The sequence below is a fragment of the Enterobacter sp. NFIX59 genome (genome assembly GCF_900113755.1).
GTDB lineage: Bacteria > Pseudomonadota > Gammaproteobacteria > Enterobacterales > Enterobacteriaceae > Enterobacter > Enterobacter pseudoroggenkampii.
Window position 1 is genome coordinate 106,780 of sequence record NZ_FOQN01000004.1, and the last position, 16,641, is coordinate 123,420.

At 59.0% G+C, this 16,641-nt stretch carries 11 protein-coding genes; all 11 read right to left on the minus strand.

Annotated features, from left to right (window positions below):
• Nucleotides 1–80 precede the first annotated feature (80 nt).
• The 11 genes from BM007_RS14975 to yegD all read right to left on the minus strand — a co-directional run bounded on the left by BM007_RS14975 (nucleotide 81) and on the right by yegD (nucleotide 16,561).
• Complete coding sequence (locus tag BM007_RS14975) at nucleotides 81–632, minus strand: hypothetical protein (RefSeq protein ID WP_232473026.1); 552 nt, start codon at nucleotides 630–632, stop codon at nucleotides 81–83.
• Between the two features lie 61 nt (nucleotides 633–693).
• Nucleotides 694–1,659, minus strand: a complete 966-nt coding sequence (locus BM007_RS23235; RefSeq protein ID WP_175557805.1) for an Ssp4 family T6SS effector — start codon at nucleotides 1,657–1,659, stop codon at nucleotides 694–696.
• 416 nt (nucleotides 1,660–2,075) lie between these two features.
• Nucleotides 2,076–3,437, minus strand: coding sequence for a prephenate-dependent tRNA uridine(34) hydroxylase TrhP (yegQ, locus tag BM007_RS14985; RefSeq protein WP_090419589.1), 1,362 nt, complete (start codon nucleotides 3,435–3,437; stop codon nucleotides 2,076–2,078).
• A gap of 153 nt (nucleotides 3,438–3,590) precedes the next feature.
• The gene (locus BM007_RS14990) at nucleotides 3,591–3,923 is read right to left on the minus strand and encodes a YegP family protein (RefSeq protein ID WP_090419592.1); all 333 of its coding nucleotides are present in this window, start codon (nucleotides 3,921–3,923) and stop codon (nucleotides 3,591–3,593) included.
• 135 nt (nucleotides 3,924–4,058) lie between these two features.
• The gene (gene baeR / locus BM007_RS14995) at nucleotides 4,059–4,781 is read right to left on the minus strand and encodes an envelope stress response regulator BaeR (RefSeq protein WP_044597928.1); all 723 of its coding nucleotides are present in this window, start codon (nucleotides 4,779–4,781) and stop codon (nucleotides 4,059–4,061) included.
• A complete protein-coding gene (baeS, locus tag BM007_RS15000; protein ID WP_048991164.1) occupies nucleotides 4,778–6,181 on the minus strand; it encodes an envelope stress sensor histidine kinase BaeS in 1,404 nt (467 codons plus the stop codon). The genes baeR and baeS overlap by 4 nt, the downstream gene beginning before the upstream one ends.
• On the minus strand, nucleotides 6,178–7,593 hold the full coding sequence (locus tag BM007_RS15005; protein WP_090419595.1) for an MFS transporter: 1,416 nt from the start codon (nucleotides 7,591–7,593) through the stop codon (nucleotides 6,178–6,180). Before BM007_RS15005 ends, baeS begins: the two co-directional genes overlap by 4 nt.
• Entirely contained in the window at nucleotides 7,594–10,671 is a 3,078-nt protein-coding gene (gene mdtC / locus BM007_RS15010) for a multidrug efflux RND transporter permease subunit MdtC (protein ID WP_090419599.1), read from the minus strand. It lies immediately after the preceding gene.
• Nucleotides 10,672–13,794 (minus strand): MdtB/MuxB family multidrug efflux RND transporter permease subunit, encoded by a 3,123-nt coding sequence (locus tag BM007_RS15015; protein WP_090419602.1) that lies wholly within the window; start codon nucleotides 13,792–13,794, stop codon nucleotides 10,672–10,674.
• Nucleotides 13,794–14,996 carry an MdtA/MuxA family multidrug efflux RND transporter periplasmic adaptor subunit gene (locus BM007_RS15020; protein ID WP_090419606.1) on the minus strand — a complete coding sequence of 401 codons (1,203 nt, stop codon included), beginning with the start codon at nucleotides 14,994–14,996 and terminating at the stop codon, nucleotides 13,794–13,796. The genes BM007_RS15015 and BM007_RS15020 overlap by 1 nt, the downstream gene beginning before the upstream one ends.
• A 212-nt stretch (nucleotides 14,997–15,208) precedes the next feature.
• Nucleotides 15,209–16,561, minus strand: coding sequence for a molecular chaperone (yegD, locus tag BM007_RS15025; protein WP_090419609.1), 1,353 nt, complete (start codon nucleotides 16,559–16,561; stop codon nucleotides 15,209–15,211).
• Nucleotides 16,562–16,641: the final 80 nt, after the last annotated feature.

Consider the following 16,641-nt stretch of genomic DNA (forward strand, 5'->3'; position numbering starts at 1 on the left):
AAAAAGGCTGCGGAAAGGGGATTTATCCCCCTTCGTGGCGTTTACCTTTTATACGCTGGTCCCTCAATTGACGCTTGCTGTCAACGTTTGAGTCCTGCCATTTGCCTGTTCTCAATTTTCAACTGTTTACGCCACACCCGATTATGTAGCGTTAGCGCAATTGAACGGTAAAAGACTGACGTATTCATCCACACGATATTCAGGCCGAAAAATCCCAATCCTAATAGTGAGGTTATTTGCGGTGTGTAATTCTCTACAGAGCCAAATAAAAGCGAAATCCACGTCCAGATAAAGTAAACGATGCTCATCAAGCCGGTCAGTGTAATGACAGAAATATGCAGTTTATATCCCGTTAAGGAACCTCTGGCCGTTAAAAACATCGTGCTCATTACAATCATGCAATACACCACTGCTGCAAGGAATACTCCCATCATTACCTTAAATTCAGGTAAGCCGAGCAGGCGAAATAGCAACATCCAGACAGAAACTTGTAGCATAGCGTAGCAAAAAATAGTGAGTAAGGTACTTATTGCTAAGGGAATACCTGTCATATGTACACCCACAGGAACACCGAACTGACCTTTTAAGCGATTTTTCAATGATTCAAGCCGTTGGCAATCGTCAGTCGCCATTTCACCTGTTATCACAGCACTTAATGAAAGGCTCTTTTTGATGTAATTTATCATGTCCGGGTCAATAACTTCCTGTAAACGAAAAAGACTGAATCAAACCAAAAACGTATTTACCAGATTGTGTAATATTCTGAGGATTACGGATTGTACCCGAGACAGCACTGCCAACAAATGCTGAGGAGTTTGAAATAGCATTCAACAGCTCTCGCTGTAAGAGCAGCTGCAGCGCTTCCGAGGGGTAACGTTTAGGGTAAACGCCAGCTTTCATCGCTGCTTTAACCCCTGAATTAGAGATCCCGGGATTTCGGATACGAATGATTTCCTCAGTTAACCGCGTGCGGTCTGCCCGGCTCATTTTTTGTAATAACGAGAGTAAACTTTCAGACGTTGAGCGATTAAGTAGGCGGTAGGTTAATACAGCGCTTTTTAGACCCGCAGCAGCCCCGGCAAGTGAAATCGCATCAAGAGCAGTATTGGTTGCGGTATACCACTCCTGGGAATCCATCCACGCAACATAGTCATTATGATTCATGGCAATAAGTGACAAGCGGCCAAGCCCGTTTGCACACTGAATTCCTGTTGCTACACCACCAGCGACAATCACAGCGGCAACAGCGCCGGAAGAACCTGCGGTGAGAGGAATGGCCATACCTGCACCTGCAGCAAGTACGACTGTGAGAATGGCAGCTCCGCAAGAAATCGCCGTAGAACCTATTTCAGTCGCTAATGAAGGTGACTGAATCGTCGTCGTTGTTGCCTGGAGAGGATTACTTGATGAGGCGTTTACTTTAGTGATGACGACATGACTCACCGAGCTTTCGTTTGGCGTCGCAATCCGTCTTGAGGGTCTCACTAACCACTGATGCGCACCGTCTGAGTAGATGATCCCAACCTGGCTAAAGTTACGGCTACAGTCCAGCTGATTGGCAAGGGCGGTGAAATCAATATCGCCCCCGGAGGCTAGACCCAGACTGCGGGCGAGTTCGTAATCCGGAATATCCTTTGAAATCTGACCAGGAAACGTCATGTTGTATCTCCGTCCATGTCAAATCGTATAACGCTGAGAAATAAAGAGTAAAGGGCATGTAATGGAGGGGAGTTAGGAATGATCCGAATAACACGCCATCCTGCCAGAACCAATGAAAATTGTGATGGATATCTTATACCCGCCCGATTTTCGTAAAAGATATTCCAGCAGACGCTGCTGCGAATCAACACCCTTCATTTGGTGGGGCGGGGCAATTTCATTCTGACTAAGTGGACTGAATTGTACAAAAAATAAGCCCGCGTAAGGGAGATTACGCAGGCTAAGGAGGTGGTTCCTGGTACAGCTAGCATTTATGGGTTATGTTTTTCAGCGGAGGGATAATACCCGTATTGAACGAAGCGGTATGTGATCCGATTCTAAGAATTATCCCAGCGCGAAAAAATTTCCCTGATTGACTATTTGCCGTGGGGGTTTCGGGTGCTTTCACCGTTGAAGTTACGCATCAGCAGGGCGAACTTCAGCTCCACCTCTTCCGGAACCGGCAGCCAGACGGTATGGCCGTCACCCGGTGCCACCTCAATCATTTCACCTTTACCGTTTTCCAGATGTTCCAGCTTGAAGTTCATGTTGCCCTGCGGGGTCATCAGCTCCAGGCTGTCGCCTTTGGTAAACTTGTTTTTTACCGCGACGGCCGCCAGCGCGCCTTTGCGCTCGCCGGTGAAGTCACCGACAAACTGCTGGCGCTCGGAAACGGAGTAGCCGTGCTCGTAGTTCTGGTAGTCGTCGTGGGTATGACGGCGCAGGAAGCCTTCGGTATAGCCGCGGTGCGCCAGGCCTTCCAGAGTTTCCAGCAGGCTGGTATCGAACGGTTTACCGGCGGCCGCATCGTCGATGGCTTTGCGGTATACCTGCGCGGTACGCGCGCAGTAGTAATAGGATTTGGTGCGGCCTTCAATCTTCAGGGAGTGCACGCCCATCTGGGTCAGACGCTCGACGTGGGCGATGGCGCGCAGATCTTTCGAGTTCATGATGTAGGTGCCGTGCTCGTCTTCAAAGGCTGTCATGTACTCGCCCGGACGTTTGGCTTCTTCAATCATAAACACGCTGTCGGTTGGCGCGCCGACGCCCAGCGTTGGCTCGACGTTAGTCACCGGGATCGGCTCGTGCTTGTGAACGATGTTGCCGACGTCATCTTCTTTGCCTTCCTGGACGTTGTATTCCCAGCGGCAGGCGTTGGTGCAGGTGCCCTGGTTCGGGTCGCGCTTGTTGATATAGCCGGAGAGCAGGCAGCGGCCAGAGTAGGCCATGCACAGCGCGCCGTGAACGAAGATTTCGATTTCCATATCCGGCACCTGGGTGCGGATCTCTTCGATCTCTTCAAGGGACAATTCGCGAGACAGAATGACGCGGGTCAGCCCCATCTGCTTCCAGAACTTCACCGTCGCCCAGTTGACGGCGTTAGCCTGTACGGAGAGGTGAATATCCATCTCCGGGAAATTCTCCCGAACCAGCATGATTAAGCCCGGGTCCGACATGATCAGCGCGTCCGGCCCCATATCCACCACCGGCTTCAGGTCGCGAATGAACGTTTTCAGCTTGGCGTTGTGCGGCGCGATGTTGACCACCACGTAGAATTTCTTGCCCAGGGCATGCGCTTCGTTGATGCCGAGCTGCAGGTTCTCGTGGTTGAATTCGTTGTTACGTACGCGCAGCGAATAGCGAGGCTGGCCCGCGTAGACAGCATCGGCACCATAGGCGAAAGCGTAACGCATATTTTGCAGCGTTCCCGCCGGGGAAAGGAGTTCCGGTTTAAACATGTTTGTTCTCGTTCTGATGACAGGTCAGATCCGCGGCACCAGGTGCAGCGGTAAGGGGAGATCCCCCACTTTAAGGGCGGGCATTGTAGCGCTGCGGGGCGGGGAGGTAAAGCGCCGGGTCGCGTCACCGCTCTCCCGGCGCGCGTCGTGCTGTCAGGTGTTGTCTTTTACCGTCTGGGTAGACCCGTTAGTTTTGACCGAGGCGATGCCCTTATCACGCGACTGTTCCGTCGCATAAAGCTGGCTGCTGCCAATGACCTGATGATTGCCCGCCTTGAGATTGAAATGGAACTTACCGTTAGAAGCCGTTTTCTTCTCGTAGCGCTCGTCCAGGGGGCTGTTTGTGCGTACGGAGGCAATGCCGTTTTCGGCGGCACTTTTACTGGTGTAAAGCTCGCTGGTAAGAACGATCTCTCCGTTTCCAGCCTTCAGCACAAACCTGAACTGACCATCACTGCTTTTACTTAATTCGAACCAACCAGACATAGGAACTCCTTGATCGAAAGTAAAATGAGAGGCACCAGTTATCAGTAAGCGAACCGGTAAAAAGAGTATGGTTGATTCCTGAATTGATTCCAGAAAAGAAAAACCCGCCTTAGGGCGGGTTTCTTCGTCGAAAGGTCACGCAATCCTGCACGCATCCGCTTCCCAGCGATACCCCACGCCATACACCGCGCGGATAAAAGACTGCTCGGCGTCCAGCGCCTCCAGCTTGCGGCGCAGGTTTTTGATATGGCTGTCGATGGTGCGGTCGGTCACCACGCGGTAATCGTCATACAGGTGGTTCAGCAGCTGTTCGCGGGAGAAGACTTTTCCCGGCTCGTGGGAGAGGGTTTTCAGCAGGCGGAACTCCGCAGGCGTCAGGTCCAGCAGCTTGCTGCGCCAGCTCGCCTGGAAGCGGCTTTCGTCGACAATCAGCGGGCTTTCGGCGTCCAGCACCTGAAGCTCGCGCTGCGGCCTGCAGCGGCGCAGAATGGTTTTTACGCGGGCGACCACCTCGCGCGGGCTGTAGGGCTTGCAGATGTAGTCGTCCGCGCCGATTTCGAGCCCCAGCAGGCGGTCAATCTCTTCAATTTTGGCGGTGACCATGACGATCGGCACGTCGGAGAAGCGACGAATTTCCCGGCACAGGGTCAGTCCGTCAACGCCCGGCAGCATTAAATCCAGCAGGATCAGATCCGGCGGGGTCTGGCGCACGTACGGCAGCACCTGGTCGCCGTGGCCGATCAGCGACGGGGCGTAGCTGGCCGCGCGTAAATAGTCGATCAGCAGCTGTCCCAGCTTGGGTTCGTCTTCCACAATCAAAATGCGCGGCGTATTTTCGTCAATCGGTAACTCGGTCATACTTCTCTCGATAAATCCCGTTCCAGAGGTAACTCTACTGTAATGCTAACCCCGCCAAAAGGCGAATGGGCGGCGCGGATCGTGCCATTATGCGCCTCGACGATGTTAACGCAAATCGCCAGCCCCAGGCCGGAACCGCCGCTGGCGCGGTTGCGGGAACCTTCGGTACGGTAAAAACGTTCAAACAGTTTTTCCAGCTGTGCGTCCTGCACGCCCGGGGCGGAATCGGCGAAGGTGAGGGCAAAACGCCCGTTTTCCTGCCTGCCGGAGATATGCAGCCCGCCGCCGCTGTCGGTGTAGCGCAGGCTGTTTTCCAGCAGGTTGTTGAACAGCTGCATCAGCCGGTCCTTGTCGCCAAACACCACCGCGCTGTCCGGCAGGGAGAGATCGATTTTCAGGTCGCGGCTGGCGAAGCGTTCGCGGAAGGCGCCGCTGATCACTTCCAGAATGTTAATCACATCCACAGGCGCTTTCTGGTAGGCCAGCGCGCCTTCGTCGGACATGGAGAGCTGGTGGAGGTCATCCACCAGCTTGGTGAGCGTGCCCACCTCTGCCTGCAGAGAGGCCACCGATTCGGGCGTAAACTGGCGCACACCGTCCTGAATGGCCTCCAGCTCGCCGCGCAGCACCGCCAGCGGCGTGCGCAGCTCGTGGGAGATATCGGCCATAAAGTCGCGGCGCATCTGCTGGTTCTTCTCCAGCGTGCTGGCGAGCTGGTTAAAGTCCTGCGCCAGCTTGCCCAGTTCGTCCTGGCTTCGGGTATCGACTCGGGTGGTGAAATCCCCGGCGGCGAGCTTGTGCGTGCCTTCCACCAGGCGTTTCACCGGGGCGAGCAGGCCGCGCGCCAGCGGGAAGGTGGCGAGCGCGGCGAGCAGGGTGGAGAGGGCGACAATCAGCCAGCTTGTCCGACGCTGCTGGCGGTCAAAGTTGATGTCGGTGTTGCGCGTCAGGCGCTCCACCGGGGAGGCGATCACCCAGCCAACGGTGGCGTTATTCACTTTGATCGCACGACGGGTGCCGTCCGGCGGTATCGGCGCGCGCGGCCCAACCAGGGGGCGCATATCCTGGTCGATTACCCAGAACTGGGTGCGCCAGCCGTGCGGCGGCATGCCCGGGCCCGGACGATCGTCGCCGGTATCGTGCTCCAGCGAGCGCAGGATCTGGAAAATAAAGCGGTCGTTATTGCGCAGAAAACGCCAGTTGCCGTGCTGGGCGTACTGTTCACTCAGCGCATCGCTTAAGCCCTGCAAACGCTGCTCATTGCCATGCTTGATGTAATCAATAAAACCGCGCTCGAAGCTGACCCGCACCGCCCAGTGCATGGTGATCAGCAGGACGATACAGGTGGCAAATATCGCCACAAAGAGCTTGCCGGTAATGCCCGGACGCCAGAATTTCATGAACCACTCCTTTTGCCGCGCCTGATGACGACGTTCTTGCTGGTATCATCCGGCACGTGGGCGAAGATGAAAGCGGGCAGGGCGATGATGACCGCCATGCTGAGATAGGTATACAAAAAGACCTGATGCGCCACCGGCGTGTCGACGCTGAGGTGGTGCTGGCCGTACATGCCGAGCAGTAACCCCGCGATAGTCACGCCCACGCTCATGGAGAGCTGCATGATCATCGACAGCAGGCTGTTGCCGCTGCTCGCCAGATCGTCCGGCAGATCCTTCAGCGTCAGTGTATTCATCGACGAGAAGCGCATGGAGTTGACGATCCCCTGGCAGAACAGCACCAGCGGCAGGACGTAGTACCAGCCCATCAGCGCCACGGACATAAACAGCAGGCTGACCAGCGCCAGCCCCAGCGTGGCGGTGACCAGCACGTGACGGTAGCCAAAGCGGTTCACCACCTGTACCACGATGCGCTTCATTCCCATGCTGCCGAGCACCATCGGGATCATCATCAGGCCAGCGTGGAACGGCGAAAATCCCATCCCGATTTGCAGGAAAACGGGCGTCATAAACGGCAGCATGCCGCTGCCGACGCGCCCGGCGAAGCTGCCGAACAGGCCAAGGCGATAGGTAGGGTTTTTAAACAAGTTCAGGCTGAACAGCGCTTTATCGTTACCTCTGGCATGCCACAGGTACCAGAGTATAGCGGTAACGCCGAGCGCGATCAGGAGCCCGAGCGTCAGGGGCGAAATGCCCAGACCTTTTTGCCCGTCCAGCGCCAGGGTAAGCGTGGCCATGCCCGCCGCCAGCAGGATAAAGCCAAAGAAATCAAAGCGCCGCGTCTGCATTTTGTAGTTCGGCATCAGCGTCAGGGTGGCGATGGCGCCGATGATGCCAACAGGAAGATTGATTAAGAAGATCCAGTGCCAGGAGGCGTACTCTACCAGAATGCCGCCGAGCGCCGGGCCCAGCAGCGGCCCCACCTGACCGGGCAGGGTGACAAAGGTCATCGCGGCCATGTACTGCTCACGCGGCACAATCTTCATCACCGTTAACCGCCCGACGGGGACCATCATCGCCCCGCCGATGCCCTGCAGCACGCGCGCCATCACCAGCTGGTCGAGGGTATTGGCCTGGGCGCAAAACAGCGAGCCGGTGGTAAACAGCACGATGGCGGTAAAGAAGATATTCCGCACGCCGACCTTATCGGCCAGCCAGCCGCTGGCGGGCAGCATCACGGCAACCGTCAGCACGTAGGAGACAATCACCATGTGCATATGCAGCGGGCTCTCCCCCAGGCTTTTCGCCATGGAGGGGAGGGCGGTGTTAACGATGGTTGTATCCAGCGACTGCATAAAGAAGCCGAAGGCGACTATCCATAACTGCCAGCGAACGTTAGCGGGGAGATCTGTCATCTACTCAGTCACCGTGGTTCTGTTTTTACGCGAAAAGCGCAGCCGCAGACGGTCGAAGAACAGATAGACCACCGGCGTGGTGTAAAGCGTCAGCAGCTGGCTCATGACCAGGCCGCCGACAATGGTGATCCCCAGCGGCTGGCGCAGCTCCGAGCCGTCGCCTCCCGAGATCACCAGCGGCAGCGCGCCAAACAGCGCCGCCAGGGTGGTCATCATAATCGGACGGAAGCGCAGCAGGCAGGCCTGGAAGATGGCCTCTTCCGGCGAGAGGTTGCCGTTGCGCTGGGCATCCAGCGCGAAGTCCACCATCATGATGGCGTTTTTCTTCACGATGCCGATTAATAGCATGATCCCGATGAGTGCGATAAGGCTGAACGGCGCGCCGAACAGCTCCAGCGCCAGCAGTGCTCCCACGCCCGCCGACGGCAGCGTCGAGAGGATGGTCAGCGGGTGCACGTAGCTCTCATACAGCACGCCCAGCACAATATAGACCGTGGCGATGGCGGCCAGAATCAAAATCACCTGCGAGTTCATCGTCTCCTGGAACACCTGCGCGGTCCCGGCAAAGCTGCCGCGCACGGTGGACGGCACGCCAAGCTGGGTCATCGCGCGGTTGATCGCGTCGCTGGCCTCCGAAAGTGATGAGCCAACTGGCAGGTTAAACGAGATGGTCGACGCCGCCGACAGCCCCTGATGGTTCACCGACAGCGGCGCGTTGGCAGGCTGCCAGCTGGCGAAATAGGAGAGCGGAATCGCCTTGCCGTCGTTGTTAATCACAAACATCTTGTCCAGGGCGCTGATGTCCTGGGTATAGCGAGGGTCAACTTCCATCACCACCTTGTACTGGTTCATCGGCTGGTAGATGGTGGAGATCTCGCGCTGGCCGAAGGCGTTGTTCAGCAGGCTGTTGGCGGCTTCAACGTTGATGCCCAGCCGCGACATGGTTTCACGGTCGTAGGTCAGGGCCATCTCGGCGCCGTTGTCCTGCTGATCGGAGTTGACGTCCGCCAGCTCCGGCAGGGCGGCCAGCGCCTTGCGGATCTTCGGCTCCCACTCGCGCAGGGCGGCTAAATCGTCCGAGAGCAACGTGTACTGATAGCTGGCGTTCGCCTGTCGCCCGCCGACGCGGATATCCTGAACGGCCATCAAAAACAGGTTTGCCCCCGGCTCTTTGGCGAGCTTCACCCGCAGGCGGTCAATCACCTGCTGGGCGGTTTCGTTACGCTCGCCGCGCGGTTTCAGGGTAATAAACATCATCCCGCTGTTAACGCGTGACCCGCCGGTAAAGCCGGTCACGTTATCCACGGCTTTGTCTTCACGAATGATCTTCATAAAGTCCTGCAGCTTGCCGCGCATGGCCTGGAACGAAATGCTCTGGTCCGCCTGAATTCCGCCCATCAGCACGCCGGTGTCCTGCTCCGGGAAGAAGGTTTTCGGGATGGTGATGTACATCCAGACGTTGAGCACGATGGTGCCAATCAGCACCAGGCCAACCAGTCGGGTATGGTTCAGCACCCACTTCAGCGATTTGCCATAGCCCTCCTGCATCGCCATCAGGAAACGGCCAAAGCCTTTGCGGCGCGGCTGCGAGTGCGGTTTGCTGCGCTTGAGCATCCAGCCGCACATCATTGGCGTCAGCGTTAAGGAGATAACCAGCGAAATGCCGATGGCGACGGAGAGGGTGACGGCAAACTCGCGCAGCAGCCGGCCCGGCAGACCGCCCATCAGCAGCAGCGGCAGGAATACCGCCACCAGCGACAGACTCATGGAGAGCACCGTAAAGCCCACCTCGCGCGTGCCCTGCAGGGCAGCCTGCAGCGGCTTCACGCCCGCTTCCAGATGGCGGGAAATGTTCTCCAGCACCACGATGGCGTCATCCACCACGAAGCCCGTCGCAATCGTCAGGGCCATCAGCGACAGGTTGTTAAGGCTAAAGCCGCACAGGTACATGGCGGCAAAGGTACCGATCAGCGATACCGGCACGGCCACCGCCGGGATCAGCGTCGCGCGGCCGGATCGCAGGAACAGGAAGACCACCAGGATCACCAGCGCGACGGAGATCACCAGTGTTTGTTCCACCTCTTCCAGCGAGGCGCGAATGGTCGGGGAGCGATCCTGGGCAATTTGCAGATCGATTGCTGCCGGGATGGTCTGCTGCAGGTCCGGAAGACGGGCGCGAATGCTGTTCACCGTTTCAATAATATTGGCTTCCGGGAGCTTGCGGATCATCAGCAAAATCGCCGGTTTGGCGTTGGTCATCCCGGCGTTGCGCACGTCCTGCACCGAGTCGGTGACGCTGGCCACGTCGCTTAAGCGCACTGCCGCGCCGTTGTTATAGTGAATAATGAGCGGCTGGTATTCCGCGGCGGTTTTCAGCTCGTCGTTAGTGTGGATCTGCCAGCGGTGGCTGTTGTCCTCAATCGCCCCCTGCGGTTTACGCACGTTGGCGTTGCTGATGGCGGAGCGCACGTCGTCCAGCGACACGCCCTGGTTGAATAGCGCCTGCGGGTTTAACCCCACGCGCACGGCGGGCAGGGAGCTCCCGCCGACGCTCACGTCACCGACGCCGTTAATTTGTGAGATGGTCTGCGCCAGCTGGGTAGACGCAAAGTCGTAAAGCTGCCCCTGCGAGTACGTATCCGAGGTCAGCGTCAGGATCATGATCGGCGCGTCGGACGGGTTGGCCTTGCGGTAGGTTGGGCGGCTCGGCATCCCGCTCGGCAGCAGGCTTTGTGCAGCGTTGATGGCCGCCTGCACGTCGCGCGCCGCACCGTTGATATCCCGGTCGAAGCTGAACTCCAGAATAATGCGCGTGCTGCCCAGCGAGCTGCTGGAGGTCATCTCGTTGATCCCCGCAATCCGCCCGAGCGAGCGCTCCAGCGGCGTGGCAACGGACGAGGCCATGGTTTCCGGCGAGGCGCCCGGCAGCGAGGCGCTGACCATGATCACCGGGAAATCCACCTGCGGCAGGGGCGCCACCGGCAGCAGCCGGAAGCCCAGCACGCCGCAGAGGGTAATGGCGAGCGAGATTAAGATCGTCGCCACCGGGCGATAAATGAAGAGGGCGAAAAACTTCACTTATGCCTCCTCTTCACGTTTCGGGAAGCGGCTTTTGGTCCACAGCGCCAGGCGGTCAAACAGCAGGTAGATCACCGGCGTGGTGAACAGCGTCAGCACCTGGCTCACCAGCAGACCGCCGACCATGCCGATACCCAGCGGACGGCGCAGCTCCGCACCGACGCCGGTGCTGAGCATCAGCGGCAGTGCGCCCAGCAGGGCGGCCAGCGTGGTCATCAGGATAGGGCGAAAACGCAGCAGGCAGGCCTGGAAAATCGCATCACGCGGCGACATGCCCTGCTCGCGCTCGGCGGCGAGGGCGAAGTCGATCATCATGATGGCGTTTTTCTTCACGATCCCGATAAGCAGGATGATGCCGATGATGGCAATCACGTCCAGCTCGCTGCCCGCCAGCATTAATGCCAGCAGCGCCCCCACGCCCGCCGTCGGCAGGGTAGAGAGGATGGTGATCGGGTGGATAAAGCTTTCGTATAGCACGCCGAGCACGATGTACATCGCCACAACCGCCGCGACGATCAGCCAGATGGTGTTGCCCAGCGCAGCCTGGAACGCCAGGGTGCTGCCCTGGAACTGGGTCTGAATGTCGGACGGGAAGCTGAGCTCTTTTTCAGCCGCCTGAATGGCCTCCACCGCTTCGCCGAGAGAGTAATTGTCCGGCACGTTGAAGGAGATGGTGGTGGACGGGAACTGATCCAGATGGTTGATCGACAGCGGGGTATAGCGCTCTTCCACCGTGGCGATAGCGCTCAGCGGCACAATGCCGCCGTCTTTGCTGGTCAGGCGCACCGAGTCCAGCCCCGCCAGGCCGGGCGTGTTCTCCGTATTGTGCTCCAGCACCACGCGGTACTGGTTCGCCTGGGTGTAGATGGTGGAGATCAGGCGCTGACCGAAGGCGTTGTACAGGGCGTTGTCTACGTCTGCCATGGTAATACCGAGGCGGCTGGCGGTGTCGCGGTTGACGTTCACGTACGCCGCCAGCCCTTTGTCCTGCCAGTCGCTGCTGACGTCGGAGAGCTGCGGCAGGGTGTTAAGCTTGTTCACCAGCTGCGGTACCCAGGTGCTGAGGGCATCCAGCGTGGTGGCCTGCAGCGTGAACTGGTACTGCGTGCGGCTGACCTGGGTATCGATGGTCAAATCCTGAATCGGCTGCAGGTAAAGCTCAACGCCCGGCACGCGGGCCACGGCGTTTTGCAGCCGCTCAATGACGGCGTTGACGCGATCGTCGCGCTCATCCAGCGGCTTAAGGTTGATCTGCAGACGCGCGCTGTTGAGCGACGGGTTGGTGCCGTCGACGCCGACGTAGGAGGTCAGGCTCTCGACCGCCGGATCTTTCATAACAATCTCAGACACCTGCTGCTGGCGCTGCGCCATATTGGCGAAGGAGACCGACTGCGGGGCCTGAAGCGTGCCCTGAATAATGCCGTTGTCCTGGATCGGGAAGAAGCCTTTCGGGATAAAAATCCACAGCATCACGCTGAGCGCCAGCGTGCCGAGCGCCACGCCGAGCGTCGCCCACGGATGGTTAAGGACTTTCGCCAGCACGCGACCGTAGGCGGCAATAATGCGCTCGAACATGCGCTCGGAGGCGCGAGAGAAGCGGTTTTGCTTGCGCAGGGACTCGTGGCTCAGCATGCGGGCGCACATCATCGGCGTCAGGGTCAGCGACACCACGGCGGAGATCAAAATGGCGACCGCCAGCGTCACGGCAAATTCGCGGAACAACCGCCCGACGATATCGCCCATAAACAGCAGCGGGATCAGCACCGCAATCAGCGAGAAGGTCAGCGAGATAATGGTAAAGCCGATTTCGCCCGCGCCCTTCAGCGCGGCGGCCAGCGGTTTTTCGCCTTTCTCGATATAGCGCGAGATGTTCTCGATGACCACGATAGCGTCATCCACGACGAACCCGGTGGCGATGGTGAGCGCCATCAGCGTCAGGTTGTTGATCGAAAAATCGAGGAACACCATCACCGCAAAGGTGCCGACCAGCGAGAGCGGCACGGCGACGGCGGGAATAATGGTTGCCGGAACGTTGCGCAGGAACAGATAAATGATCATCACCACCAGCGCAATCGCCAGCATCAGCTCAAACTGGGTGTCGGTGACCGACGCACGAATGTTGGTGGTGCGGTCGGAAAGCACCTTCACGCTGACCGATTTCGGCAGGCTTTCGATCAGCTGCGGCAGCATGGTGCGGATGCTGTCGGCGGTTTCGATAATGTTCGCCCCCGGCTGGCGCTGCACGTTCATCACGATCGCCTGCTGTTTGTTGGCCCAGGCCCCCAGCCAGCTGTTTTCCGCGCCTTGTTCTACAGTGGCGATGTCGCCCAGACGCACCGGGGCACCGTTCTGGTACGCGATAATCAGCTGACGGTATTCATCGGCGGACTGCATCTGGTCGTTGGCGGAAAGTGTGACCGCGCGGGTCGGGCCGTCCAGCGAGCCCTTCGCAGAGTTGACGTTGGCGTTGCTGATGGCGCTGCGGATGGTTTCGCTGGTGAGCCCCAGCGCGGCGATGGCCTGCGCGTTCAGCTTGACGCGCACTGCCGGGCGCTGGCCGCCCGCCAGGGTGACGAGGCCAACGCCGGAGACCTGTGAAATTTTCTGCGCCACGCGCGTTTCGACCATGTCTTCGACCTGGGTCATCGGCATGGCGGAGGAGGTGACGGCAAGCGTCATGATCGGCGGATCCGCCGGGTTCACCTTGCTGTAGACCGGCGGGTTAGGCAGGTCCGACGGCAGCAGGTTGGTGGCGGCGTTGATAGCGGCCTGTACCTCCTGCTCGGCGACGTCCAGCGACAGCGACAGCTGGAACTGCAGCGTCACGACGGACGCCCCGCCTGAACTCTGGGAGGACATCTGTTTTAGCCCCGACATCTGGCCGAACTGGCGCTCCAGCGGGGCGGTAATGGCGGACGTCACCACGTCCGGGCTGGCGCCGGGATACAGCGTCACCACCTGAATGGTGGGGTAATCCACCTCCGGCAGCGCCGACACGGGCAGGAAGCGATAGCCGATAATCCCGGCGAGCAGGATCGCCACCATCAGCAGCGTGGTGGCGACTGGACGGAGGATAAACAGGCGTGACGGCCCACCTGTAGAGCCTGGGGGCATAACCTGCATCAGGATTTCTCTCCCTGTTTCGCAGGTTCAACCACTTCCACTTTGGCCCCTTCGGTCAGACGGTCAATGCCGTCGGTAACCACGCGGTCGCCTGCGGAAAGGCCAGCGCTGATAACCACCGTCTGGCTGTCCTGAATACCGGTTTTCACCAGGTGTTTGCTGACCTTATTGTCGCTGTTAAGCACCCAGACGAAGTTGCCTTCGTTACCCATCTGCAGCGCAGCGGTGGGGATCACCACCGCGTTTTCTTCGGTGGCGACCAGCATGCGCGCGTTGACAAACTGGTTCGGGAAGAGGGCATCGTCCTGGTTATTAAAGCGCGCCTTCAGCTTGATGGTGCCGGTGGTGGTGTCGATCTGGTTATCCAGACTGAGCAGAGAGCCTTCGCTCAGCTTCTGCTTGTTGGTGCGGTCCCAGGCTTCCACCACCAGGCCTTTACCGGCTTTTTGCGCCTGCACCACCGTCGCAATGTCGCTTTCCGGCAGGGTAAAGACTAAATCAATCGGGTGGGTCTGGGTGATCACCACGATGCCCGTGGTGTCGCCGCTGGAGATTTGGTTGCCGATATCGACCTGTTTCAGGCCCACGCGTCCGTCAATCGGCGCGGTGATGCGGCTCCAGTCCAGTTGCAGTTGGGCGCTGGCTACCGCGGCTTCGTCGGCTTTGATGGTGCCCTGCGTTTCGCTGACCAGCGACTGCTGGGTATCCAGCTCCTGACGAGACACGAGGTTGGTTTTCACCAGTTGCTGGTAGCGGGCCAGATCGCGACGGGCGTTGGCGAGGGTCGCGTTGTCTTTCGCGAGCTGCCCCTGCGCCTGGGCGAGGGCGACCTTAAACTGGCTCGGGTCGATTTCGGCCAGCAGATCGCCCGCTTTAACCTGCTGTCCTTCCTGGAAGTGAATAGCCATCAGCTGGCCGTCGACGCGGCTGCGCACCGTGGCGGTGTTGGCGGCGGTAATGGTCCCGAGACCTGTGAGATAGCGAGGAACGGCTTTATTCACCGCCGTCGCCGCCTGGACCGGCGCCAGCGCGCCGCCGCGCATGCCGTGGCGCCCTCCGCCTGTTGGGCGCTGAGCCTGGCTGGTGGCACCAGCGGGTGCGGCGGAATTCGCGGATTGACTGTGCCAGTACCAGGCGGCGGCAAGGACCACCACAATGATGCCAGCGGCGATTGCCCAGCGGGATTTATTACTGCCTTTCATCGTTATACGTTCTCATCCTGAAGACTTCGGGGAATGATACTAGTTTAGTCAGGCAACACAGCGGAAAAATGGAGGAAATATGGAAGACTGTCAGGAATGGTCTGAATGGAGGTAAACGCAAAACGGCAACATCCGTTGCCGTTTTGGGTGTTTTCTCCCTCTCCCTGTGGGAGAGGGCCGGGGTGAGGGCACCAGACCGCACCGCAACAACGCTAGCTAAACATCACCTGCGCCCAGCGTGCCAGCCCTGCGGTAACGGAGCCAAAGTCATCTCCACCCGCAATCGGAATACCCGGCAGCTGTTCCGCCAGCGCTTTTTTAATCAGCGGCGAACGGGCGCTACCCCCGGTCAGGTAGATAACGTCCGGCTTCTCTTTGCCGTTCTCCAGCGCCAGCTGCACCTGTTCCAGAATGCGCTGCAGCGGCTGCGCGAGCGCTGCCTCCAGCCCGTCCTGCGAAATGGCGGTGGCCAGTTCGTCGCTGATAAACGGCAGGGAGACCGCATGCTCAGCGCGGTCGGACAGGGCGATTTTGCTCTCTTCCGCGGTACGCACCACGCGGTAGCTCAGACGCTGGCGCCACACTTTATAGAGCAGGGCGACTTTTTCACAGTCCTGCGCATCACGCACCAGATCGTTCAGGAAGCGGCCGTTGGCGGTGCTGTAAAAATCACTTTGCGCAGGCACGTCGTTGATGGCAATCGCGTTCCACCACGGCAGGATCGGCAGAGCGATGCCTTTTTCCGTCTGACCACCCATGCCGAGCAGCGGCATCAGGCTCTTGAATGCCAGCGCGATATCAAGATCGTTACCGCCTACGCGGCAGCCGCTGTGCCCGAGCAGGCTGTTTTCACGATCGCGACGGTTATGCCACTGCGGGCCCATCAGCAGCAGCGAGCAGTCCGTCGTGCCCCCGCCAATGTCCACGACTAATACGCGTTTTTCTTCAGTCAGTGTGGCTTCAAAGTCCAGCCCCGCGGCAACCGGCTCATACTGGAACACCACGTCGCGGAAGCCCGCGCGGTGCGCCGCACGCTCAAGGATCCCCTGCGCCTGCTGGTTGGCCTCGTCGCCGCCCAGCCCCTGGAAGTTGATCGGACGGCCAATCACCGCCTGGGTAATCGCATCGGAGACCTGCGTCTGCGCCTGATGACGAATATGCAGCATCATCGCGCACACCAGGTCTTCGAACAGCGCGACCTGCTGCGGCTTCAGGCCGCTGGCACCGAGGAAGGATTTTGGTGACTTAACGAAGTAGACCTCTTCCGGGTCTTCAATGTAATGCCCGAGCGAAGAGAGACCGAACTGCACGCTGGACGGCGTAACGTCGATGTCTTCCTCGCGGTTAAAGCTGACCGCCCGGCGCAGCAGCGCCTGGGTCTCCGCCGCCGTGGCCGGAACCTGATGGTGACGAAACAGCCATTCGCTCACCGCTTCACGCGTCGGTGCGCAGAGCATAGACGGCAGCAGCGTGCTCTCTTTTTCCATTTTCAGGAGCCGTGGCTGCCCGTTTTGCATAATCGCAACCGAGCAGTTTGCCGTACCGTAGTCAAATCCAATAAACACGATGAATCCCCATGCCGGTGAGAAGGGGCGAGACTTTAACGAAATGTCTGCATGGCGACAACAGGAATATGAAAGCAAGG

Excerpts from the sequence above, each read along its gene's own strand:
- BM007_RS15015 (WP_090419602.1), bottom strand. The coding sequence starts at position 13,794 with ATGCAGGTTATGCCCCCAGGCTCTACAGGTGGGCCGTCACGCCTGTTT.
- BM007_RS23235 (WP_175557805.1), bottom strand. The coding sequence starts at position 1,659 with ATGACGTTTCCTGGTCAGATTTCAAAGGATATTCCGGATTACGAACTC.
- BM007_RS15020 (WP_090419606.1), bottom strand. The coding sequence starts at position 14,996 with ATGAAAGGCAGTAATAAATCCCGCTGGGCAATCGCCGCTGGCATCATT.
- baeR (WP_044597928.1), bottom strand. The coding sequence starts at position 4,781 with ATGACCGAGTTACCGATTGACGAAAATACGCCGCGCATTTTGATTGTG.
- yegQ (WP_090419589.1), bottom strand. The coding sequence starts at position 3,437 with ATGTTTAAACCGGAACTCCTTTCCCCGGCGGGAACGCTGCAAAATATG.
- BM007_RS14990 (WP_090419592.1), bottom strand. The coding sequence starts at position 3,923 with ATGTCTGGTTGGTTCGAATTAAGTAAAAGCAGTGATGGTCAGTTCAGG.
- BM007_RS14975 (WP_232473026.1), bottom strand. The coding sequence starts at position 632 with ATGGCGACTGACGATTGCCAACGGCTTGAATCATTGAAAAATCGCTTA.
- baeS (WP_048991164.1), bottom strand. The coding sequence starts at position 6,181 with ATGAAATTCTGGCGTCCGGGCATTACCGGCAAGCTCTTTGTGGCGATA.
- BM007_RS15005 (WP_090419595.1), bottom strand. The coding sequence starts at position 7,593 with ATGACAGATCTCCCCGCTAACGTTCGCTGGCAGTTATGGATAGTCGCC.